The sequence below is a fragment of the Rhodococcus cercidiphylli genome, assembly GCF_033042225.1.
In the GTDB taxonomy this organism is placed as follows: domain Bacteria; phylum Actinomycetota; class Actinomycetes; order Mycobacteriales; family Mycobacteriaceae; genus Rhodococcoides.
The window spans coordinates 65,254-86,131 of the sequence record NZ_JAWLKE010000006.1 but is presented as its reverse complement, the minus strand read 5'-3'; the positions used below and the strand labels follow the sequence as shown (position 1 = coordinate 86,131).

25 protein-coding genes are annotated in these 20,878 nt (G+C 64.2%); 13 read left to right on the top strand and 12 right to left on the bottom strand.

Going from position 1 to position 20,878, the window contains the following annotated elements; all coding sequences use genetic code 11:
* Positions 1-32 precede the first annotated feature (32 nt).
* Complete coding sequence (locus R3P95_RS16245; protein ID WP_094638507.1) at positions 33-416, top strand: DUF5313 family protein; 384 nt, start codon at positions 33-35, stop codon at positions 414-416.
* Between the two features lie 24 nt (positions 417-440).
* Entirely contained in the window at positions 441-920 is a 480-nt protein-coding gene (gene rraA, locus R3P95_RS16240; protein WP_317548845.1) for a ribonuclease E activity regulator RraA, read from the top strand.
* 44 nt (positions 921-964) lie between these two features.
* On the opposite strand, the gene R3P95_RS16235 is transcribed toward rraA, so the two are convergent.
* Positions 965-1,804 (bottom strand): alpha/beta fold hydrolase, encoded by an 840-nt coding sequence (locus tag R3P95_RS16235; protein WP_149407675.1) that lies wholly within the window; start codon positions 1,802-1,804, stop codon positions 965-967.
* Between the two features lie 102 nt (positions 1,805-1,906).
* Here R3P95_RS16235 and R3P95_RS16230 point away from each other — a divergent pair, with 102 nt between their 5' ends.
* Together R3P95_RS16230 and R3P95_RS16225 are read left to right on the top strand one after the other, a co-directional pair.
* Positions 1,907-2,479 carry a TetR/AcrR family transcriptional regulator gene (locus R3P95_RS16230; RefSeq protein WP_149407674.1) on the top strand — a complete coding sequence of 191 codons (573 nt, stop codon included), beginning with the start codon at positions 1,907-1,909 and terminating at the stop codon, positions 2,477-2,479.
* A gap of 69 nt (positions 2,480-2,548) precedes the next feature.
* Complete coding sequence (locus R3P95_RS16225) at positions 2,549-3,697, top strand: serine hydrolase domain-containing protein (RefSeq protein ID WP_317548844.1); 1,149 nt, start codon at positions 2,549-2,551, stop codon at positions 3,695-3,697.
* Between the two features lie 3 nt (positions 3,698-3,700).
* Here the strand turns inward: R3P95_RS16225 and R3P95_RS16220 are convergent, their stop codons facing one another.
* A complete protein-coding gene (locus R3P95_RS16220) occupies positions 3,701-4,612 on the bottom strand; it encodes an aminotransferase class IV (protein ID WP_188078823.1) in 912 nt (303 codons plus the stop codon).
* Positions 4,613-4,676: 64 nt separating this feature from the next.
* Between R3P95_RS16220 and R3P95_RS16215 the strand changes: the two genes are divergently transcribed.
* Positions 4,677-5,651: an aldo/keto reductase gene (locus R3P95_RS16215; RefSeq protein WP_149407672.1), complete on the top strand. Its 975-nt coding sequence runs from the start codon at positions 4,677-4,679 to the stop codon at positions 5,649-5,651.
* The gene (locus R3P95_RS16210; RefSeq protein WP_317548843.1) at positions 5,638-6,090 is read left to right on the top strand and encodes a GNAT family N-acetyltransferase; all 453 of its coding nucleotides are present in this window, start codon (positions 5,638-5,640) and stop codon (positions 6,088-6,090) included. The genes R3P95_RS16215 and R3P95_RS16210 overlap by 14 nt, the downstream gene beginning before the upstream one ends.
* On the opposite strand, the gene R3P95_RS16205 is transcribed toward R3P95_RS16210, so the two are convergent.
* Positions 6,072-6,320 carry a PLDc N-terminal domain-containing protein gene (locus R3P95_RS16205; protein ID WP_317548842.1) on the bottom strand — a complete coding sequence of 83 codons (249 nt, stop codon included), beginning with the start codon at positions 6,318-6,320 and terminating at the stop codon, positions 6,072-6,074. The genes R3P95_RS16210 and R3P95_RS16205 overlap by 19 nt on opposite strands.
* Before the next feature lie 59 nt (positions 6,321-6,379).
* Between R3P95_RS16205 and R3P95_RS16200 the strand changes: the two genes are divergently transcribed.
* Both R3P95_RS16200 and R3P95_RS16195 read left to right on the top strand, forming a co-directional pair.
* On the top strand, positions 6,380-7,390 hold the full coding sequence (locus R3P95_RS16200; protein WP_317548841.1) for a hypothetical protein: 1,011 nt from the start codon (positions 6,380-6,382) through the stop codon (positions 7,388-7,390).
* A gap of 57 nt (positions 7,391-7,447) precedes the next feature.
* Positions 7,448-7,603 carry a PLD nuclease N-terminal domain-containing protein gene (locus R3P95_RS16195; RefSeq protein WP_317548840.1) on the top strand — a complete coding sequence of 52 codons (156 nt, stop codon included), beginning with the start codon at positions 7,448-7,450 and terminating at the stop codon, positions 7,601-7,603.
* Between the two features lie 6 nt (positions 7,604-7,609).
* On the opposite strand, the gene R3P95_RS16190 is transcribed toward R3P95_RS16195, so the two are convergent.
* Both R3P95_RS16190 and R3P95_RS16185 read right to left on the bottom strand, forming a co-directional pair.
* Positions 7,610-7,966, bottom strand: a complete 357-nt coding sequence (locus R3P95_RS16190) for a hypothetical protein (protein ID WP_317548839.1) — start codon at positions 7,964-7,966, stop codon at positions 7,610-7,612.
* A gap of 100 nt (positions 7,967-8,066) precedes the next feature.
* The gene (locus tag R3P95_RS16185) at positions 8,067-9,950 is read right to left on the bottom strand and encodes an HNH endonuclease signature motif containing protein (RefSeq protein ID WP_317548838.1); all 1,884 of its coding nucleotides are present in this window, start codon (positions 9,948-9,950) and stop codon (positions 8,067-8,069) included.
* A 235-nt stretch (positions 9,951-10,185) separates the two neighbouring features.
* Here R3P95_RS16185 and R3P95_RS16180 point away from each other — a divergent pair, with 235 nt between their 5' ends.
* The gene (locus R3P95_RS16180) at positions 10,186-10,770 is read left to right on the top strand and encodes a hypothetical protein (RefSeq protein ID WP_317548837.1); all 585 of its coding nucleotides are present in this window, start codon (positions 10,186-10,188) and stop codon (positions 10,768-10,770) included.
* A 43-nt stretch (positions 10,771-10,813) separates the two neighbouring features.
* On the opposite strand, the gene fmdA is transcribed toward R3P95_RS16180, so the two are convergent.
* On the bottom strand, positions 10,814-12,067 hold the full coding sequence (gene fmdA, locus R3P95_RS16175; RefSeq protein WP_317548836.1) for a formamidase: 1,254 nt from the start codon (positions 12,065-12,067) through the stop codon (positions 10,814-10,816).
* A gap of 140 nt (positions 12,068-12,207) precedes the next feature.
* Between fmdA and R3P95_RS16170 the strand changes: the two genes are divergently transcribed.
* Both R3P95_RS16170 and R3P95_RS16165 read left to right on the top strand, forming a co-directional pair.
* Complete coding sequence (locus R3P95_RS16170; protein WP_082898540.1) at positions 12,208-12,495, top strand: FmdB family zinc ribbon protein; 288 nt, start codon at positions 12,208-12,210, stop codon at positions 12,493-12,495.
* Positions 12,496-12,537: 42 nt separating this feature from the next.
* Entirely contained in the window at positions 12,538-13,758 is a 1,221-nt protein-coding gene (locus R3P95_RS16165) for an FAD-binding domain-containing protein (RefSeq protein WP_317548835.1), read from the top strand.
* 22 nt (positions 13,759-13,780) lie between these two features.
* On the opposite strand, the gene R3P95_RS16160 is transcribed toward R3P95_RS16165, so the two are convergent.
* Genes R3P95_RS16160 through R3P95_RS16150 form a run of 3 tightly spaced genes read right to left on the bottom strand, consistent with a single transcriptional unit; the run spans position 13,781 to position 16,472 of the window.
* Positions 13,781-14,554, bottom strand: coding sequence for a DUF4097 family beta strand repeat-containing protein (locus R3P95_RS16160; protein ID WP_317548834.1), 774 nt, complete (start codon positions 14,552-14,554; stop codon positions 13,781-13,783).
* On the bottom strand, positions 14,551-15,207 hold the full coding sequence (locus R3P95_RS16155; RefSeq protein ID WP_317548833.1) for a response regulator transcription factor: 657 nt from the start codon (positions 15,205-15,207) through the stop codon (positions 14,551-14,553). Before R3P95_RS16155 ends, R3P95_RS16160 begins: the two co-directional genes overlap by 4 nt.
* Positions 15,198-16,472, bottom strand: coding sequence for a sensor histidine kinase (locus tag R3P95_RS16150; RefSeq protein WP_317548832.1), 1,275 nt, complete (start codon positions 16,470-16,472; stop codon positions 15,198-15,200). Before R3P95_RS16150 ends, R3P95_RS16155 begins: the two co-directional genes overlap by 10 nt.
* A gap of 135 nt (positions 16,473-16,607) precedes the next feature.
* Between R3P95_RS16150 and R3P95_RS16145 the strand changes: the two genes are divergently transcribed.
* Together R3P95_RS16145 and R3P95_RS16140 are read left to right on the top strand one after the other, a co-directional pair.
* Positions 16,608-17,240 carry a DedA family protein gene (locus R3P95_RS16145; RefSeq protein ID WP_317548831.1) on the top strand — a complete coding sequence of 211 codons (633 nt, stop codon included), beginning with the start codon at positions 16,608-16,610 and terminating at the stop codon, positions 17,238-17,240.
* Between the two features lie 39 nt (positions 17,241-17,279).
* The gene (locus tag R3P95_RS16140) at positions 17,280-17,462 is read left to right on the top strand and encodes a hypothetical protein (RefSeq protein WP_068045244.1); all 183 of its coding nucleotides are present in this window, start codon (positions 17,280-17,282) and stop codon (positions 17,460-17,462) included.
* Here R3P95_RS16140 and R3P95_RS16135 read toward each other — a convergent pair.
* The 3 genes from R3P95_RS16135 to R3P95_RS16125 form a co-directional block, all read right to left on the bottom strand.
* On the bottom strand, positions 17,450-18,280 hold the full coding sequence (locus R3P95_RS16135; RefSeq protein WP_300515958.1) for a MerR family transcriptional regulator: 831 nt from the start codon (positions 18,278-18,280) through the stop codon (positions 17,450-17,452). The two genes, R3P95_RS16140 and R3P95_RS16135, sit on opposite strands and share 13 nt — an antisense overlap.
* 269 nt (positions 18,281-18,549) lie before the next feature.
* On the bottom strand, positions 18,550-19,674 hold the full coding sequence (locus R3P95_RS16130; protein WP_317548830.1) for a hypothetical protein: 1,125 nt from the start codon (positions 19,672-19,674) through the stop codon (positions 18,550-18,552).
* Positions 19,675-19,775: 101 nt separating this feature from the next.
* Positions 19,776-20,867 carry an ABC transporter ATP-binding protein gene (locus R3P95_RS16125; protein ID WP_317548829.1) on the bottom strand — a complete coding sequence of 364 codons (1,092 nt, stop codon included), beginning with the start codon at positions 20,865-20,867 and terminating at the stop codon, positions 19,776-19,778.
* Between the last annotated feature and the right edge of the window lie 11 nt (positions 20,868-20,878).

Below are 20,878 nucleotides of genomic sequence, written 5' to 3'. Positions count from 1 at the left end.
TATACCAAGACAGGTCGGACTAGCATTGCGCGATGACAACCGATCGCTCTACCCCGAGCCCCATGCAGTTCCTCGGGTACACGTTCGGACGCGTCCTGCCCGCGTCGATGCAAGACTGGGTTCGAAACGATCTGGTGGGTAATGGTGCCCAGGTTCGCTACATCGCGCGCTTCGTTCTTCCGATCGTTCCGCTACTGCTGCTGTTCCTGCTGATCCCTGGCCCGCTGTGGATGTCCCTGGCGATGATGTCGCTGCTGTTCATTCCGCTGGTCTACTTCTCGATCGCGCTGATGAACGTCTATCGGCGGCATCGTCTGCTGATCCACGGCCTCGACCCGCAGATGATCAACGCCAAGGCCCAGAGCCGGGTCGACCGCACTCGTGACGACTACGAACGGCGTCACGGCCGCGGTTGATGTTCCAGCGATAGTCTGTGCCGCATGACGTCACCTGTGGAATTCAAGGCAACAGCTGATCTGGCCGACGAGATCGGTCCCGATATCCGCAGTTGCGACACCCAGTTCATCCAGTTCGGCAAGCACACGGAGTTCGTGGGCCCCATCACCACCATTCGCTGCTTCCAGGACAATCTGCTGGTCAAGCAGACCCTGAGCGAACCCGGCAACGGTGGCGTACTGGTGGTCGACGGCGATGCCAGCGTGCATACCGCGCTGGTCGGAGACATCATCGCCGGACGCGGCGTCACCAACGGTTGGGCGGGTGTCATCGTCAACGGTGCGGTGCGCGACTCCGCGATTCTGCGCACGCTCGAGATCGGCGTCAAGGCACTGGGCACCAACCCGCGCAAGAGCACTCAGACCGGCTCGGGCGAGAAGAACGTCCCGGTGAGCTTCGGCGGAGTGACCTTCAACCCGGGCGAGATCGTCTACAGCGACCACGACGGCGTCGTCGCGGTCTAGCCCATGTACGGCGGCAGGCCAGAATGCCTGCCGCCGCAATGTTCTTACTTCACGAACGCGAGCAGCGCGTCGTTCACTTCCTGGAAGTGCGTCCACAGCAGCCCGTGCGGTGCGCCCTCGACCTCGACGTACGTCGCCTCCGGGAACACCTTGTGGAACTGCCGGCCCGTCGAATCGATCGGCAGGATGTTGTCGGCCGTGCCGTGCAGGATCAGCGTCGGCTTGCCCGATTCGCGGACCTTCTCCACATCGCCGCGGAAATCCTCGAGCCAGGTGGGCACGACGGCGTAAGCAGCCACGGGAGCGCTGCCGGTCGCGGTGTTCCAGCTCGCCCGGACCGCGGCCTCGCTGATGCGGGTCCCGAGGTTCTCGTCGAGGTTGTAGAAGTCCTTGTAGAAATTGTCGAACCAGGCGAAGCGGTCCTCGCGAGCAGCACTGTCGATGCCGTCGAACACCGACTGAGGAACGCCGGTGGGGTTGTCGTCGGTCTGCAGCAGGAACGGCTCGAGCGAGGCGAGGAACGCGAACTTCGCGACGCGATCCGTGCCGTACTTCGCGGCGTAGCGCGCGAGTTCACCTGTGCCCATGGAGAATCCGACCAGGATGACATCGTTCAGATCGAGCTCGGTCAGCACCTTGTCCAGGTCCGAGGCGAAGGTGTCGTAGTCGTATCCGACGGTCGGCTTGCTCGACTGACCGAATCCGCGGCGGTCGTAGGTGATGACGCGGTAGCCGGCGTCGAGCAACGCCCGCGACTGACGTTCCCAGGAGTTGCCGTCGAGCGGGTAGCCGTGGATGAGCACGACGGGCTGACCGGTGCCGTGATCCTCGTAGTAGACCTCGACGGGTGTGGAGTTCTCGGTTCCGACGTTGATGTGCGCCATGATCCTGCCTTCCTGTGGTCCTGAGCCGAGCAGGAGAACGGTCGTTCTCTCCGCATGTGGACTACTGTAGAGAACGTTGGTTCTCTCGGCAAGGGGTAGACGATGACGAATACGGAACTCGGGCGGGACGACGTGATCCGAGCAGCGGACGCGCTGTTCTACGCCCGCGGAATTCAGGCCGTCGGCATGGACGAACTGCGCACTGCGGCTGGCATCTCTCTCAAACGCATGTACTCCCTGTTCCCGTCGAAGACCGCCATCGTGGCCGAGGTTCTTCGCGGTCGCACCCGCCAGTGGAACGACGGCATCCATGCCGAAGCCGCCGTTCACCAGTCTCCCCGCGAGAAACTGCTGTCGATCTTCGACTTCCTGGACCACTGGTTTCGCGAGGACGACTTTCGCGGTTGTGCGTTCATCAACTCCTTCGGCGAATTGGGCGCAACCATGCCCGAGGTCGCCGACGCCGCGCATCAGCACAAGAAGAACTTCATCGAGTACGTCACCCGATTGGCCGTCGAAGCCGGCTGCGCACCGACCGTCGGGCTGCAGATCGCGTTGCTCGCCGAGGGCGCTCAAACCACGGCGGCCATCACCGAACTGGCCGAATCTGCCGCTGCGGCAAAGACTGCGGCCGAGGTTCTGCTGGATTCGAGCGCGGGGCAGGTCGATCGCTGACCTCTCCCATCGAGAATCACTGACATTTGACACTGAAATCCTTCGCGGGGCGGCGTTAGCGTCGAAGGCATGAGCAAGCTACGAATCCTCGCCGCCCTCACCGTGTCGACGTCCCTGCTGGTCAGTGGATGCTCCACATCCGACGAGCCGTCAGCCGTCGAGTCGACCACCACCACGCCCTCGACCGGAACCATCAGAACCGACGATGTCCAGGCGGCCTTGGACGCGATGGTCGACGCCGGGTCCGTCGCCGCTGTCGCGCAGGTACGTGACGGCGAGGATTCATGGTCGGGAGCCGCAGGCCTCGTCGAACGCGACGGCACCGAGGCCGCGTCCGCCGACGACCCGGTCCGCATTGCCAGCGTCACCAAGGCAATGGTTGCTGCCGTCGTGCTTCAGCTGGTGGACGAGGGGAAGCTCGAGCTCGATCAGCAGGTCGACGAGTTGCTTCCCGGCCTGCTCCCGAGGGCGGTGACCGTTCGCCAGCTACTCGACCACACCAGCGGCGTTCCCGACTACTTCACCGGTTTCGACTCAGCGGAGCAGATCGCCGCCCGCGCGAACGATGCCGTCACCGACGACGAGTTGCTCGCCCAGGCTGTGGCCACGCCCTGGACGAGCGAGCCCGGGCAGGAGTTCAGCTACGCCAACACCAACTACGTCCTGCTCGGGAAGATCATCGCCGATCTGGACGGCAAGTCCATCGGACAGTCGTTGCAGGACAGGATCTTCGATCCCCTGGAGATGACCGACACGGCGTACCCCACCGATTCGACGCTCGACGCCGATGCCCTGCACGGTTACGTTCTGGACAACGGGACGTACACCGACGTCACCGAGTACGACGCCAGCATCTGGTCGGCGGGGGCGGCAGTGGTCTCCACCGTGGCCGACATGAACACCTTCTTCAGAGGGCTGTTCGACGGCACGCTGATCCCGCAGAACCTGATCGACGAAATGCAGGTCGTGACGCCGTCCACGTACGGACTCGGCCTGCTGCTCGGCGGAGACGCGTGCAACCCCGGCTCGGGCGAGCTCGTATTCGGCAACCGCGGCAACGGCTTCGGCTACCGCACCTACGCGTTCTCGAGCCCGGACGGTCAACGTCAGGTATCGCTGGCCTGGACCACGGCCGGTCCGAACCCGGCCGCCGATCCACTCGAGCAGCCGGCCGCCGAAGCGTTGATCGCCGGACTCACCTCGACCTGCCCGGCGTAGAACTCACAGCACGCTCACCCAGCCGTGCACCTCGTCGCTGGTGAGCGCGGCCTGGTGTCGCTTACGCAGAGTCAGCGTCACCGGGCCGGTTTCCTTGGTTCCTAGTGCGCGACCGTCGATTTCGTACACCGGAGCAACTCCGGCCGAGGTGCCGCAGACGAACACCTCGTCGGCGATGTACAGCTCTGTGAGATCGACCGTCCGCTCCTGAACCGTCAGCCCTTCCTCACGCGCCAGGGTCAGAATGGTCCGACGGTTGATGCCGTCGAGAATGTCGCTGGTGACGTCCGGGGTCACGAGCACGCCGTTCCGGACGAGGAAGATGTTCGCGGCACTGAGTTCGCACACGTGGCCGTTGATGTCGAGGAAGATGCAGTCGTCGAAACCGCTGTCGATCGCATCCTGTTTGGCGAGAACAGAATTGACGTACGCACCGTTGACTTTGGCGCGCGATGGAATGGCGTTGTCGGGGATTCGACGCCACACACTCGTCTTCAACCGCATGCCGTCCTGCGGGACAATGGGATTGGCGTCGTACAGAAAGATCGACACCGTGGTGTGCAGCCCGCGCACCCGAGTTCCGGGAATCGATTCGTCCACGTGGACGGTAGCTCGAACGTAGACCTCGGCCGTCGGGGCGTTGGCGTCGACCACGTCGCGTGTCGCCTGTACGAACCGCTCGAACGTCCACTGCGACGCGAACGTGTCGATGCCGATGATCTTGCAGGACTCGACCAGTCGCTGGTAGTGATCGAGCAACCGGAACGCGGTACGCCGATCGCCGTCCACCTGCACGGGGAAGACGGTGTAGACGCTGAGCCCGTACAGAACGGCCGAGGTCGCTACTCCGAGCGTCGCATCCTGCGCCTCGACCAAACGGTCGCCGAAATACACCTTCGAGTGTGGAAGAGCCATGCGGCGATGCTAGTCGCCCGGCAAGTCCGAGCGACAACACATTTCTCGTCGTATGGTCGAGTCCATGAGCGCACGAACAGTACAGACCCGCACCCTGTGGAACGACGGCCCCGAGGTGGGTGCCATCGGCCTGGGATGCATGGGAATGACCTGGGCATACAAGGCCGACGACCGGACGGAGAGCCCCGATCACGTCATCGGGCACGCCCTGGACCTGGGTGTGAATTTCATCGACACGGCCGATGTGTACGGACCGTTCACCAACGAGGAGGTCGTCGGCACGGCCATCGGTAGCCGACGCGACGAGGTGATCCTCGCGACCAAGGGCGGTCTCGAATCTCATATCGGCGACGCCGGAGAGCCGGTCATTTCGGGCCCCAACGGCAAGCCCGAGCACCTGCGCTCGGCGATCGACGATTCACTCCGTCGCCTGGGCGTCGACCACATCGATCTGTACTACCTGCATCGCCCGGATCCCGAGGTGGACGTCGAAGACAGCATCGGCGCGATGGCCGAGGCCGTGCAGGCCGGAAAGGTTCGTGCACTGGGCGTCTCGGAGTTCACCGTCGAGCAGCTCGATCGGGCCCAGCAGGTGCATCCGATCTCGGCCGTGCAGTCCGAACTGTCACTGTGGACGCGCGACCACCTGGCGACCTCCCTGAAGTGGACGCAAGACAACGGTGCGGCATTCGTCCCGTTCTCACCGCTGGGCCGCGGCTTTCTGACCGGGAACTTTCGCGGAACCACGCCTGCCGCAGACGATTTCCGTTCACGATTGCCGCGCTTCAGCCAGGACAACCTCGATGCCAACCTCGTGATCGTCGACGCCATCGCGGCGGTCGCCGACGAGCTCGGTGCGACGCCTGCGCAGGTGGCCTTGGCGTGGGTTCTGGCGCAGGGTGAACATGTGGTCCCGATTCCCGGCACCCGGCGCACGTCGCGTCTGGACGAGAACGCGGGAGCGGCCGAGTTGACCCTGAGCGCCGATCACCTCGCTGCACTCGACGCTTTGCCGGCTCCCGCTGGTGGTCGCTATTGAGATCGTCGGTGTCGACCCTGCCGCCGACCTGGGCCTCGCCGAGAAGATTCTCGCAGTGCAGAAGAGTTCGTATGCAGTCGAAGCAGGACTGATCGGCGACAGCAGGATTCCGTTGCTGCACGAGTCGGTGGACGATCTGTGCGCCGCACAAGTCCACTGGCTCGTCGCGCGAGAAGGTGACGAAATCCTCGGTGCCGCTGCATGGTCCGAGGCGGAGATCGATCGCGTGGTGGTGGCTCCACACGCACATCGACGAGGAATCGGACGCGGTTTGGTCGACGTGATGTTGGATTCGATTGTGGGACAACGAGTTCAGGTTGCTAACGGACGAGACAATGCGCCGGCCCGCAGGTTGTACGAGTCACTCGGCTTCGTACACACCGAAGATCAAGAAGTACTGCCGGGACTGTGGCTGGCTCGCTACGAACTCGTTCGCTGATCGTTGTCGGAGTTACGCGGGCGAGCGACGAACCAGATCAGTGCACCGGTTATCGGCATCAGCAATACAAATACGCACCACCAGAATTTCGTGCCCCTACGCGACTGAGTGCTGCGAAATATCGACACCCACGCAACAACGACGAGCACCAGCCACAACACGACCACGGACATCCAGGCAAGGTCGAACGCCAGCGGAAGTGTGGGATTGACCTCGGCGCTGATTTTCACCCGACTCCCTTCGACTCCGAACTCCACCTTGTCGAGTTCGATCGCATTAGGCTGCGGCCATGACCGCGTGGATCGAAGTGCTCACGGCTATGACAAGTGAATCGAACATACCGTTGCGCGGCACTATCGAGGAAGTCCACGAAGCGGGCAGCCCCGAGTCCTTTCGTCACGGATTCGCCTACAGCGGAACGCCGCCGGTTCTGATCGCGCCCGAAGACAGCTGTCGGGTATGGCGATCCGGGCGAAAGACTCGCCTGGAACGCATCGACGGCAGTCCCATCTTCATCAGCGACGGCACGCGCGCCTGGGACTTCACGGGCCCGGCCGACCGGCCTCGCGTCGGCCCACTCGGCAGAGTGATCTACCTGGGGCCCAGCCAATTCTTGTTGCAGCAACGCAGTACCGCCGAATGGGCCGGCAACGAGTTCGCCCAACCCACCGGGCCGGTGGAGACGGTCGAGTTCGCGGGGCGCAAGTGTTGGACGGTTCGGTTGGCTCCGCCGGAGGGCAAGCCGTATCCGCTCCGAATCTGGGTCGACGTCGAGTCCGGCTTCATCCTGGGTGACCGCATCGACGAAGTCGGAATCGGTTCGCAGTTCGTCGAACTCGCAGTGGGCGAACCGATCGACGAGGCGTTGTTCGTCTGGGACGGGCCCGCATACACCACCGAGGAGTACCACCAACTGCTCGAGGACGAGTCGAGGGCGTCGCGCCGCGAGCACGTCCAGTGGTTCACAGACCAGGTGACATCGACGCCGCTGACCGTTCGCGCACCTTTGGATTTCACTCCCGAGGACGTTCGCATCGCCGGTGACGGGGGCTTCGATACCGGTTCTCGCAGAACGTTCCTGGGCCGCCGTCCCCGCAGTGACGAGGGATGGGCACCGAAGTGGAGGGTGACGCACTATGTGTGGTCCACGCAGGACTGGGACTGGGCGGCCGGGGCGTCCGACACGGAGTTGGACGACGCTGCAATCTTCGAGTTACAGGAATCGTTGCACCCAGGGGATCCGGTGGACCGTGGTCGGCGAGTCGCGGTACGTCGCGATTCTCTGCGCGGAACCGACTGAGTTGCGTCTCGACAGATCACCTCTACCGGTGTCGCTATCGCGCTTGCCCTGTTCGCCATGGCTGTTTTCTCGATCGTCCGTGACCGCTACATGGGATTCTTTGCCAAGTTGGCATGGATTCTCGTTGCGTTCGTTCTGCCCATCATCGGGCCGATCCTGTGGTTCACAATCGGTAAGCGGTATTCCTACGGGCCGAGCGGCGGCAACAGTTAGCCGCCGCTAGTGACCGAGAGCTCTCCTGAGATCGACATTCACCAGATGGCCTGCCTGAGCGCGCAACCATTCGATCGTCTGCAGACTCGGCGCAGGTGCGTGAGCCAGCAGCGCCCATCGGAGCTGGGTATTCGGTCGTAAATCGAACTGCACCAGCACTTCCGGAACGGTAGGCCACGGTGAGCTCCACACGACACGGTCGAACTCACTGCTCTCGACCACCCGAGGCGGCGGCGCGTCCTGGAACATCACCGGCCAGGCGAAGCCTCGATTGTGCGGGTGCAGATCGGGATGCATCAGCGCATTCCACACGAAGCGCGCAGGCGGCGACAACGAAGCCGTGCCGCTCCCGAGAACCATCATCGACCCACCGTACGCAACGGCCGACCTCCGAGTCCGTCCCTCGGGCAGGCAGGTTGTGCTGATTACAGGCAGGGCTGTGCCCTGAGACTGGTGTTGGTGGTCAGGCGGGTTGTCGTGGTTCCTCGTCCCCGGTGTCGTCATGCTGGTCCGGCGGGTACAGCACCTCTTCGGGGTGGTGTGCGTGATTGATCAGCCCACGCCTACGCGGGTCCATCCCGGCCGGTGGATGCCACAGGGTCCGGCCTGGGTAGCGATGTGCTGCTGTGGTTTTGGTGGTCGACCACTTTCCTGGTCCGGTGCCGACGAGTGCGTGGTGCATGTCGCAGCCGAAGGTCAATCCGTCGATGTCGGTGTTGCCGCCGTCTATCCAATCGGTGAGGTGGTGGGCTTGGCACCAGGTTGCGGGGCGGGTGCAGGAGGGGAAGCTGCAGCCGCGGTCTCGGGCGATGAGCACGATGCGTTGGTCTGCGGAGGCGATGCGTTTGGAACGACCCAGATACAGGGCTCTGCCGTCGTCGTCGAAGATCGTCAGGTAGTGGTGGGCATGGGAAGCCATGCGGATCGCGTCGCGGATCGACACGCGGGATCCGGTAGCGGTCTTCGCGTAACCGCAGCCGGCTTCGAGATCCTTCAGGGTCATGGTGACGATCGCGGTGACGGGCAGGCCTCGGTGTGTGCCGAGAGTCCCGGAGGCGAGGGTGTGCCGGAGCGCCAGTTTCAGGGCGTCGTGACGACGTTCGTTCTGGGTGCGGATGTCACGCTGGGCTGCGGCCTCGCGCGTTGACGCCGCTGCCTCGGCCCGTGCCTGACTGCTCTCAGTATCGCCGTGCCCGGCAGCGGTACGACCGGCAGCAGAGGCGTCGGAGTAGGCGTCGTCAGAGCCTGTACCGCAACCGCATTCGATGCCGCCTCCGCATTCGTCGTGACCGCATTCGTCGTGACCGCAAGGGCCGTCACCGCAAGGGCCGTCACCGCATGGACCGTCGTTCCAGAGTCCCGCATCACGTCGCCACCGGTTTTCCCGCTCAGGTAGCGGTGGTGTTTCGGGATTGGAGTCCCCCGATCCTGCATCATTCGCCCCTGCTTCGCGGGGCGTGGTCCCGGGCTGCGGTCGTGCGTGGGCATCCTCGCCCGAGGTGTGGTCGTCCTCGTCGCTTCCGGTGTCGTCGTCGGTGATCGGTTTGCCGTCGGCGGGGTTGTACATGCCGGGTTTCGCGGCTTTGGAGAACAGGGCTTCGAGGTAGGCGCGTAGTTCGGGGTCGACGCAGAATTTTCCTTCCGACATCCCGTCGACCCCTTGCTCGCCGAGGTAGAAGAACGCATCCCTCCGCTTCCGTGGCTTCGGCGGGTTTCCGTCGTCATCGTCATCATCGTGGTCGCCGTCCGGGTTCACCATCGCGTCGAGGCACGCCACCACCGGCGCGAAATCGTCCGGCCGCAATTTCACTGCCTGTTCCACCAACTGTCGTTCGGCGAGATCGCGGGTCTGCGGATCGATACTCGAGGGCAGATGGCGGAAGAATTCGCGGATCATCTGCACATGCTTGGCATCGAGCAACCCCGCCCGCAGTGCTTGCGCTGTCCGCGGCAGCAACGGGGTCAGTACTTCTCCGGAGAACGCAGTCCGGTCACCCAATTCCGCGGCCAGACGGACTCGTGCTCCTGCTGCTCGAGGGGTGATCCGCAGCATCCACGCCACCGAGGACGGGACCGAGCCCGGATACACGTCGAGGCCGTGCTGCGCGATCAGCTCGTTCAGCCAGGTGTACGAGTACGCCGACAAGGATCGGGTCACCGTCTCCATGCGTTGGATCACCGCACGCCGGTCGGCGTTCGTCCACGACGCCGACGCCTGTTCCGCCAACTCGGCAACCGCGGCCTCGACCCGCTCCACGAATGCCGACAAGTCGGGATCGGACACGTCAGGGGTAGGCGGCACCGTATCGATGCCGTCCACCCCTGATCCGCCGTCCCCCGAAAGCATGAACAAAATCTACCGCGACCCACCGACAAGTTTCGAACAGATTTACGAACAGGGCGAGAAGGCTGTCGACGGCTCCGCCCACCATCTACGCAGTCACGGTGGTAGGGACTGACGTGAGCCATCCGAACCGCATGATCGGCATTCGGAGCTGAACGATCCTGGCTTGAACAATTCGCCTGGCGGGTGGTGGCTCAACCTGTCAGCGGGCGCACTCGATGTCGGTAGCGTGAGGGCTATGGCATCGAGCACGTATCGCCCGGAATGGTCGAACGACGATCTGCAGCAGAATGTCTCGGAAGCGCAGTGGGTGGACTACAACCTCGACGGCCTCGCCACAACCACAGTGGGCTCGCTGGTCCCCACTGTGTTCGACGCCTATGCCCGTGTCCTGTATCCCGTACGTGCCAGCACGACCCAGCATGCGTCGTCGAAAACCGTTGCACCCTGGCGTGATCAGCTGGAATCCATCATCGAAGTACTCGCTCGAAGCACGACAACACCGGATGAGTGCTGGTTCGCCGTCTGGGAAGGCAACACAGCACTCGACGACATTCGCGCGACGGCACCGACCGCAGCCATCGCCGGCTACGACTATTTCCTGTTGAAGGGACCGGTCTCACGCGCAGCGGACACACTCGAAGGATTGTCACCGAATCTGTGGTGGCCCAGCGATCACACATGGTGCGTGGCTCAGCACTTCGACTTCCCCTGCGCGTATCTCGGTGGCAGCACGGAGACTGTCTCGGACATCCTTGCGCTCGCCGAAGTCGAGTCCCGGGTGGTCCGCGTCAATCAGAACATCACTGCCGGCTACGGCTAGGCCCACTAGCCATTCGGCGACAAATCTCGACCACCCCGCTGCGTCAGAACTGCGCCCTCGGCGCTCCCGTTCCCGGGTCTATTTGGAATGGTCCGCTGGCAGAAGGTGCTATCGGGAAGTCGAAGATCGCGGTGGGGATGTACACGGTGGCACAGGAATTGGGGATGTCCACCACCCCGGACAGGCGTCCTTCGATCGGGGCCGAACCCAGCAACAGGTACGCCTGCTCGGGGCTGTAGCCGAACTTGGTGAGGTAGTCGATCGCGTGCATGCATGCGTTCTGATACGACAGGTCGGAGTCCAGATACTTCTGCTCACCGTCGAGGGTCACCGAAATACCCGAGAACGCAATCCATTCCGAGTACTGCGGTGCCGTGTTACCGGGCATGAAGATCGCGTTCTCGCTCACCCCGTAGGTCTCCATGCCACCCTTGATGAGGTCGACATGCAGGTCCATGAAGCCGCCCATCTCGATGGCTCCACAGAACGTGATCTCTCCGTCTCCCTGCGAGAAGTGCAGGTCGCCGAAGGACAACTTCGCCCCCGGCACGAACACCGGATAGAAGACGCGAGTGCCCTTGGTGAGGTTCTTGATGTCCTGATTTCCGCCGTTCTCGCGGGGCGGTGCCGTGCGCGCGGCTTCACCTGCGACACGGGAGAATTCGTCGCCGCTCAGTGATCCGAGAATCGCCCCGTCGAGTTCTGGGGCAAGCGCCAGTGGCGGAACACGATTGGGGTCGGTGGCGATCAAGGCACCTTCACGGGCGTTCCACTTCGCCAACAACTGCGCCGATGGCGCGGTCCCCATGAGGCCGGGATGGGTGATGCCGGTGTACTTCACGTGCGGAACGTGACGAGATGTGGTGGTCTGCCCCGAGAAATCCCAGATTGCCTTGTACGCGTCGGGGAATCGATCGGTGAGGAACCCGCCGCCGTTCTCCTTGGCGAAGATTCCCGTGTAACCCCAGCCCTGACCGGCCAGCGGACCCGAATCCTCCTGCGGGATCGGCCCTACGTCGAGGATGTCGACGATCAACAGGTCGCCGGGCTCGGCTCCCTCGATGTGGAACGGCCCGGACAGTGTGTGCACGTTGTTGAGCGGCGCATTCAGAATGTCCTCGGCGGAATCGTCGTTGTGGATGGCCCCGTCGAACCATTCGCGGCAGTGGGCTCGAAAAGATGTGCCGGGTTTGACCGTGACCGCCGCCGGAATGTCGGGATGCCATCGGTTGTGGCCGACGATCTCCTGTTCGGTGAAACTCTTCGTCGAGTCGAGCGGAAACAGCAGTTCGGGCACTGAACACCTCCGGTTGCGCGGATTCCCCTGCCTCGATCATTGCACCGTCGCGGTGCATCCGGCCGCATATGGCATGTAAATCTTGTATGACGTTGTGCCGGAACGTCGCTGATGCGACATCTAACGCTACCCTCGGATACGTGCCCACCTACAGCTTCCGCTGCGCACAGCGTTGCGCCCCCGTCGAGCAGCGATTCTCCATGGCCGACGTGCCCTCGGAGGTGCCGTGTCCGGCATGCGGGCAGGCGGCAGCCCGAAAGATCTCCTCACCCGTTCTCGGTAGAGGAAACAGCGCCGCGATGCAAGCGCACGATGCCGCCCGCGCCACTGCGGACACGCCCGCCGTCGTCTCGTCCGTGCCTCACCAGGGGAGGGCGGCGACAAGAACGACATCGAACCCGCTTCATCGACGCCTACCGCGACCCTGACCCCCGCGTTTCCCTTTCCGCCCGACGGGGAAGTCCGACGGCATGTCCGAGCTACCTCCTCCCCCATCCATCGCCGACGGCGCCGCCACCGATGACGTCGTCGCCTGGGTTGCCGAGCACCTGGGCGATCTGACTCGCGAGGGGGCGGACGGGGTTACTGCCGGTGCCATTCGAGGTGGACAGTCCGCTGCCGATACCGCGCTGGCCGGACTCGACATCACCGGCTATGCCCGCGATAGAAGCACGGTCCTCCCGGTGAATCGCCGAGGCGCGAGCCGCATGTCGCCGTACATCCGCCACGGACTGCTGACGCTGCGCGAAGTGTGGGACGCGGTCGCCGACGCTCCCTCCCGCGACCGTTCCCGCTACCGCGACGAGTTGATGTGGCAGGAATATGCTCGCCACCTCTATGCACGGGTCGGAACGGATCTCGGCCGTTCGCTCCGCCGTGAGCAGCCGCGTCCGCAGGGCTGGACCGCGCAGCCGTGGCCCGAGGAGATGAACTGCATGTCCTCGGTGGTCGGTGAATTGCACGAGGACGGTTGGCTCGTCAATCAAACTCGCATGTGGCTGGCGTCCCAGTGGGCAGTCCGCGCCGGTGCGACGTGGCGCGATGGTGAGGACGAGATGTTCGCCCACCTGCTCGACGGCTCACGCGCCGCCAATCGCCTCGGCTGGCAGTGGACCGTCGGTACCGGAAGCGGGAAGGTCTACGGCTTCAGTCGGTGGCAGGTGAACAAGCGAGCACAGTCCCTGTGCCGCAACTGCGCACTGAAAGATGCGTGCCCCATCGAGAATTGGCCCGACGACGATCTCGGCCCCGCGGTCGACGGCCCGGATCTGAACAAGGCTCCGATTCCCGCCGGCCCTGTCCACGTCGAAGGCACTGGCGCAGAACAAGTGTGGATCACCGCAGAGTCGCTCGGCACCGCGGACCCGGCCCTGGCGGCGCAGCCCGATCGACCTGCCGTGTTCGTGTTCGACGAACCGCTGCTGCGGAAACTGAGGCTCTCCGGCAAGCGGCTGGTGTTTCTCACCGAGACGCTCGGTGAGATCGCGTCGACCCGTCCGTTGGAGGTGCGCCGCGGTCGAGTGGCCGACGAACTCTCCGGGCGCGCCTTGGCCACCACCTGGGCGCCCGTTCCCGGCTTCTCCCGCATCGCCGACGCCGTGGCCCCGGTCGAGTTGCATCCGTGGCCGTGGCTGGTGCGTCCCACCACGTCCTCGGTCAGATCGTTCAGCGCGTGGCGTCGGAGTCATTGAACAGGTAAGTCACCGACCGAAACTATCTCCGCTGCACCGAAATCTGGCCTTCTTCACTGGTGATCGACACCGACCTCAGTGAATTCGGATCGTCGACGACGTCGATGTCGACATCTCCCTTCTCCGACGTCGCCTCGACGTCGTAGAAATCGGCTGCCGGCAGTTCGATCGTGCTGTCGCCCTGCATGTTCTGTACACGGACCGAGTCCGGTGGCACCCTCGAATCCAGGGCGACCCGACCGAAAGTCGTGTCCACCTCGACTGTCGACACAGCCGCGTCGGTGATGTCGACGTCACCGAATCCGGTGGTGATGTCCAGTCTTCCGGCAGATCCCCGAGCGGTCACGGATCCCGCGGACGTGGACACCGATGCCTGCGCGTCCACGTCGGAGAGCTCCACGTCGCCTGCTGCTGCGTCGATGTCGAGAATCGAGCCGGCGGGTACCCGTAGTTCGAGGCCGATGTCGCAGCTGCCTCGCTTACGGTAGGAACACTCCACAGCGATCGTCGAGCCGTCCTCGCTGATGTCGACTGTCGGAGTATCTCCTCGGTACGAGCCGTCGGCCCGTACGTGCAACTCCGAGTCGGGGCTCATGGACACCGACACCTTGGCGAATCTCGTTGTCACGGAAAGATTGTTACCGGCGATCGTCGTATCGGCGGAGTAATCGAAGGACTGCATCTTCGGAGTGGTGAAGCCGACGGCGAGGGTGGCCGTCGTGGCCGCTCCTGCGGTACCCACCACTACGACGGCAACCGACACGGCGACAACAGTGCGCCACAGAACTTTTTTCACTGGATCGCTCCCAGATATCGCAGGACGGCCATGACACGGCGGTGATCGGCACTGTCGCCGAGCAGCCCGAGCTTGGCGAAGATGTTTCCGATGTGCTTCTCCACGGCTGCTTGACCGACCACCAGAGCAGCCGCAATTCCGGCGTTCGACTTGCCTTCGGCCATGGCGGTCAACACGTCCCGCTCGCGCGGGGTCAGCGAATCGAGTGGATCCGATCGTGGGGCCCGAGCCAGGATCTGCTGCACCACTTCCGGATCGATGACCGTTCCACCGGTGGCCACGGTCCGCACGGCATCGGCGAATTCGTCCACGTCGGCTACACGGTCCTTCAACAGGTAGCCGACGCCGTCCGTGCTCTGCCGAATGAGCTCGGCTGCGTACCGTTCCTCCACGTACTGCGAGAGCACGAGAACCCCTACAGCGGGCCACCGGTGGCGAATGACCAGCGCTGCGCGCAGACCTTCGTCCAGGAAGGTGGGAGGCATGCGTACGTCGATCACGCAGACATCGGGAAGCGGATCGGCAGCGGACATGGCCGCGAGCAGTTCCGACGCGTCGGCCACCTTGCCGATCACGTCGGCTCCGGCATCGGTCAGCAGGCGAGCGACTCCCTCTCGCAACAGAACCGAATCGTCGGCGATGATCACTCGCACGGGATGCTCACCTCGAGCCGCGTCGGGCCACCGGACGGCGACGTGATGGACAGGGTTCCGTCGATTCCGCTGAGCCTGTCCTCGAGCCCGGCCAGGCCGCCTCCCGGTGCCGGATGCGCTCCGCCACATCCGTCGTCGACCACCGTCACCCGCACTGCGGACTCGACTCTCGCGACGTCCACACGGACGTGGTTTGCCTTCGCGTGCTTGCTGACGTTGGTCAGAGCCTCCGAGACGACGAAGTAGACCGTCGACTCGACGGTGGCGTCCGGACGTCGATCACCGGAGAGGGCCGGGTCTATCCGGAACGTCACCGGTACCGTGCACAACGCCGCCACGGACGACAATGCGGCGTCGAGGCCACGGTCGGTCAGGATCGGCGGATGCAGACCGCGGGTGAGGGTGCGGATCTCGCCGATCGCGTTCTTTGCTTCTCGATGTGCGTCGTCCAGCAGTTCCTTCAACACCGCGTCCTCGCTCGCAGAGACGCGCGACTTCGCCTGCCCCAGTGACATTGCCACCGAGACGAGACGCTGCTGGGCCCCGTCGTGCAGATCGCGTTCGATACGACGGCGTTCGGCATCCGCAGCGTCGACGACACGAGCTCGACTCACCGTCAATTCGTCCACTCTCCTACTGGACTCCGATCGACCCAGAAGGGCTGCGGCACTCCACCAGTCGAGTCGCGCCAGGGCGGTGAGCAGCAGTGGCACCCCCGCAACGAAAGTCACCAAGGATGCGAAGCCGACCAACGCGACGAGCGGATAGCCCACCCGCTCGCCGATTTCGAGCTGGTTGGCGACCGGATTCGTCACGATCCAGGCGACCGGGGCCAGGGCGAGAACCGGCAGGGCCACGAAGAGCGCCGGCAGCAAGAACAGCAGAACAGTCGATACCGGAATGCGGATGAGCCAGTAGCACAACGACTTCCACAATCCGATGTCGCGGAGGCACCAGACGAACTTGCGCCAACTGGTCGGGTACACGGTCACTTCGGGGCCCTCGATGGCAATTCCACCGGTGAAACCGATTCCGGCACGCGCTGCACGGTCCATCCACTTGAGCGCCACTATCGTCAGCGCGAAGACGAGCACCCCGCTGAGCGCAAACGGCAGTGCGCACACCGCCAGTATCAGCAGGCCCAGGATCATCCAACCGCCCAGCCCGGCGACCGTCGATGCCAGCAACGACGCCACCGCAAGCCACCAGTGCGGCGATATCCACGCCCTGAGTGGATTCAGGGGAATCGGTAGAGCCTCGTTCATGCGGATCAGCCTAAGTCGGGTGTCGTCGGCTTGTCCGCAGTGTGAACCCACGGCCCGAGGTAGGGCTGGCCCTACCGTCGATCCGTGGGTCGATCGTGGTGTTTTCCGTGCCACGGTCGACCAGATTCGACAGGTATGAACCTGAACATCCTCGATGTGGACCGATTGTCGTCCGTGCCCGTATGGGTCGTCTTCGCTATCGTATTCGTGCTGCTGGCGTTCGAGTCCGCGTCGTTGCTCGGTCTTTTCACACCAGGAAACAGCGTCCCGATCACGCTCGGGGTGCTGACGTCGATCGGCGTCGTACCGTGGCTCCCTGCCGTCGTCACCGCCGCGGTCGCGTCAAGCCTGGGGGCGCAGTGGGCGTTCTGGCACGGTCGCCGCACCGGCACGGTGTTGGGTCTCGGGCGCGCGGAGTCGGCGCTGCCTGCCGCGGTGATCAGGGTTGTCCACGGGCTGGCCACACACGCACGATCACGACCACGCACTGTCGCCACTGCCGGTCACCTCATCGGGGGTGTCCGCACCATCACGCCCCGACTCGTGGCGACCTCCTCACTGCGGCATCGCGAATACATGGTGCTCAGCCTGCTGGCCGCTGTCGTGTGGGCAGGTGTACTGGTGTCGGCCGGAGCGTGGCTGGGCGACCGGACCATCATCAGGACCGCCCTGGGATACGCCTGGATTCCGGCTCTGACGATCATGATCGCGACCCAGCTCAAGCGTCGAACACGCTCGTCTTCTCCCGAACTTGTCAGAGCCCGGTGATATCAAGGATGTAGAGAGATACGACAGAAAGGGATTCGCATGTCCGCACGCTTCGATACCTGCCACGGCACACTCGTGATCCACGCGGTCGGCGGTGCGGAGTGCACGGAGCCGGACTGCGTGGACCTCGAGTACGTCCGCCACTTCCTGGTGCTCGAATGCGAGGAGGTCACCGGCGGCTGCCAGTGCACCGCCCTCGTGGAGTTCGCTCAGGCGTCCTGACGTCGAACCACCGGCTGCTGCAGCTCGGTGACCCAGTTCTCCTGCGGCTGCGGCTCCGATACCAGGTAGTACTCGCGGCAGACACCCGAGAGTTCGTAGCCGTTGGCCTCGATCCACGCCATGAACTGTTCCCACGTCTCACCGATCGTGGCCATCGAACCGTGGTGAACGGTGGTCACCGCGAGTTCGACGGGCGGAAGCTCACGAACCTCGAAGCCCTCACCCGAAACGACCTCAGGTGTCACCTCGAATGCGGCATGCACGGTGATGCCGCTGCCGTCCCCGTCGTCGACGGCCTCGTACATGGCGATCGACGACGGCCCGAACGTCACGCCGTGCCCAGCGAGCGTCTGGGCGAGTCGGGCGTACATCGGGCCGATGACCGGGCCGATGTTCTCGGGCCCGAACCCGGCGGCGGTATCGGTGACGAGGGCAACACGGGTGGGTGGCAACGACTTGGTGTCCACGGTGATCATCGAAATCCCTTCGGTGTGGGAGAGACGCGCATCGATGCGACGCAGACGAGCGGCATCGAGATCGAGTCGACGCGCGACATCATCACGCTTCGCGGCGAGCATCTCGCGTAGCCGATCATCATCGACCTGGCCGTGCACGATCTGCGTCACCTCGTCGAGCCTGAACCCGAGGTCCTTGAACATGAGAATGCGTCCCAGAACCTCGAACTGTGAACCGTCGTACGAGCGATAGCCCGTGAACGGATCCACCCGTGCCGGCGTCAACAGCCCGATCTCGTCGTAATGCCGAAGCATCCGAACCGACACCCGGCCGATCGATGCGAACTCTCCAATGCTGAACATGACCCTCCGAGGTTCTCGTCTCACACAGTGTGAGGGTCAAGAGAACAAAATCGGGTGCACTGGACCGCGGTGAGCGCGGTCAGCTGCACCCGATTCTTCAGGGCACGGAAATCGAGAAGCGAACCGCCGACCCGATGAAGTCGACACGTACGCCTCCGGCTCGCTCCAGCGTAAGCCTCCCAGGCGGCGGCGAAGTCATCGGAGGGAACGACGAGGTGCACCGGCCTACGGTAGCACCGGATCGAGGCGCGCCCCGATCCGACGTCCGTTCATCGAGGGGTGATGGAACCGAGGAACGAGGTGGTCCAGATGGCCGAATTCGCCGATCCTGCAGCATCGTTCGTCGGAACCAGACCGTTGAGCGTCACCTGTCCGCCCGTCAGGCCGAGAGCAGGCTGCGGCGGCAAGGTGAAACCGCAGGACTGCTGCACGGTGCCCAGCTCGATCGGCAGATCGATACGACGGCACTGTCCGGTGGACGTGGCCGTGAGCGCAGGCGTGACACCGTGGCTCGTGATGCTCAACGATGCGCCGAAATCCGGAGACGACGGGTTCTGATAGCAGATCGATGCGGTGGCTGCGACGTCTGCGGAGGGCTCGGTCGATGCCGCGCCGGTGGCGGCGTCCACCGACACCGCGTGAATCTCCGTCGTGCGCACTCCACCCGGGCATGCGGGAGTGCTTCCGGTCGAGACCGAGTTCACCTCGCGCCCGACGCTGTACTTCACCGAACCGGTCGGTTGCGGTGTTCCCACAACGGGTTCCGGAACGGGAGCGGTCCCTTCACCGAGTGTGTAGAGCGTCCACAGCGAGCCGGTGCGTCCGTCCGGCAGGCGAAGCGGGTTGGCGATCGAGTTGCTGGTCGCGACACCGTCGATGACCCCGGAATCGTTGGGGTTCACTCGCAGAACACAATCGACGGCCGCGCGACCGGGCAACCCGATCATGAACTCGATCCCGCACGGCCCATACATCGACAACTCGCCCAGTCCGGGGGCTGTCAGTGCGCCCCACTGGTCGAGGAAGGCCTGGCCGCCGATGATCGGCCCGGCGCACACGTAGATCGGTCCGACGTTCTGAGCCGTCGGGTTCTGCAAGAAGCCCGTCGACGGGTCGTTGGTGAAGGTGTACATCCGCGCGTCGAGGCGCTCCACCACCGACAGAGATCGCGGGGAGCCGAAGTAGTCGTTGCACGCCGCGTTGTCCTCCGCGGTCGGACGCTGGCCGCTGTCGACGGTACGGAAAACGCTGAAGTGACCCGGCCCGTTGTCGATGGACCCCATGATGGTCGCTGGTGCCGGACTCGGCGCAGGATCCGCCGAGACCGTAGCAATCGGACACAACGCGACCGCCACTGCAGACACCACGACGCCGCGCAACCACTTCTTCGACACTTCGTATCCCCCGGAAAAATGTTGGATCCGCAATTGGTGCAGATCGGACTCACCCCGCCGAGGAGACTAACGCAACAGCCGTTGAGAAGCGAGAGGTGGCCCTAGGGGCGCAGGTTCAATCCTGTTGTCGTCGAGAAGTAGTGAGCGGACTCGGCGCGTGGGGCGAGTCGGAGGACATCGCCCTGCGACGGGGTTGCGATATCGGGGATGCGCGCGATGATCTGTGCCCCGACGGTGCCGAGGTTCGACGCGTCCTCGACGGTCCGGCCGTAGATGTAGGCGTCCGCACCGAGTTCCTCGACGACGTCGACGACGATGTCGGTTCCGGACTCGGAGAGCGTCCACGCTTCCGGTCGCACGCCCATCGTGACGCGGCTGCCGTCGATCCGGTCGGCGATGGCGCGCTCGATGGGGACCGACAGCGAGCCCAGCTTCGCGGCTCCGGCGACCACGTCCACCTCGAACAGATTCATCGCGGGAGAGCCGATGAACCCGGCGACGAATGCGTTGACCGGGCGCTCGTACAGCTCCTTCGGGCTGGCACACTGCTGCAGCACACCGGCTTTCATGATCGCCACACGATCACCCATCGTCATGGCCTCGACCTGATCGTGGGTGACGTAGACCGTGGTGGTGCCGAGCCTGCGCTGCAGCAACGAAATCTGCGTGCGAGTCTGGACGCGGAGCTTGGCGTCGAGGTTGGACAGCGGCTCGTCCATGAGGAACACCTGCGGGTTCCGCACGATCGCGCGGCCCATCGCGACGCGCTGACGCTGACCGCCGGAGAGCGCCTTGGGTTTACGGCCCAGGTAGTCGGTGAGGTCGAGAATCTTCGCCGCTTCCTCGACGCGTCGGCCCACTTCGGCCTTGTCCATCCCGGCGATCTGCAGTGCGAAGCCCATGTTCTTGGCGACGGTCATGTGCGGGTACAGCGCGTAGTTCTGGAACACCATCGCGATGTCGCGTTCCTTGGGTGCCAGCGAGGTGACGTCGCGATCGCCGATCTTGATGGCACCGTAGTCGACGTCCTCGAGCCCGGCGAGCATGCGCAACGAGGTGGACTTTCCGCAGCCGGACGGACCGACGAGAACCAGAAACTCGCCGTCCTCGATGGCGAGGTCCAACGATTCGACCGCCGCGACATCCGACCCCGGGTAGAGCTTGGTCGCTCCTTCGTACGTGACCTGTGCCATGGGAGTGCTCC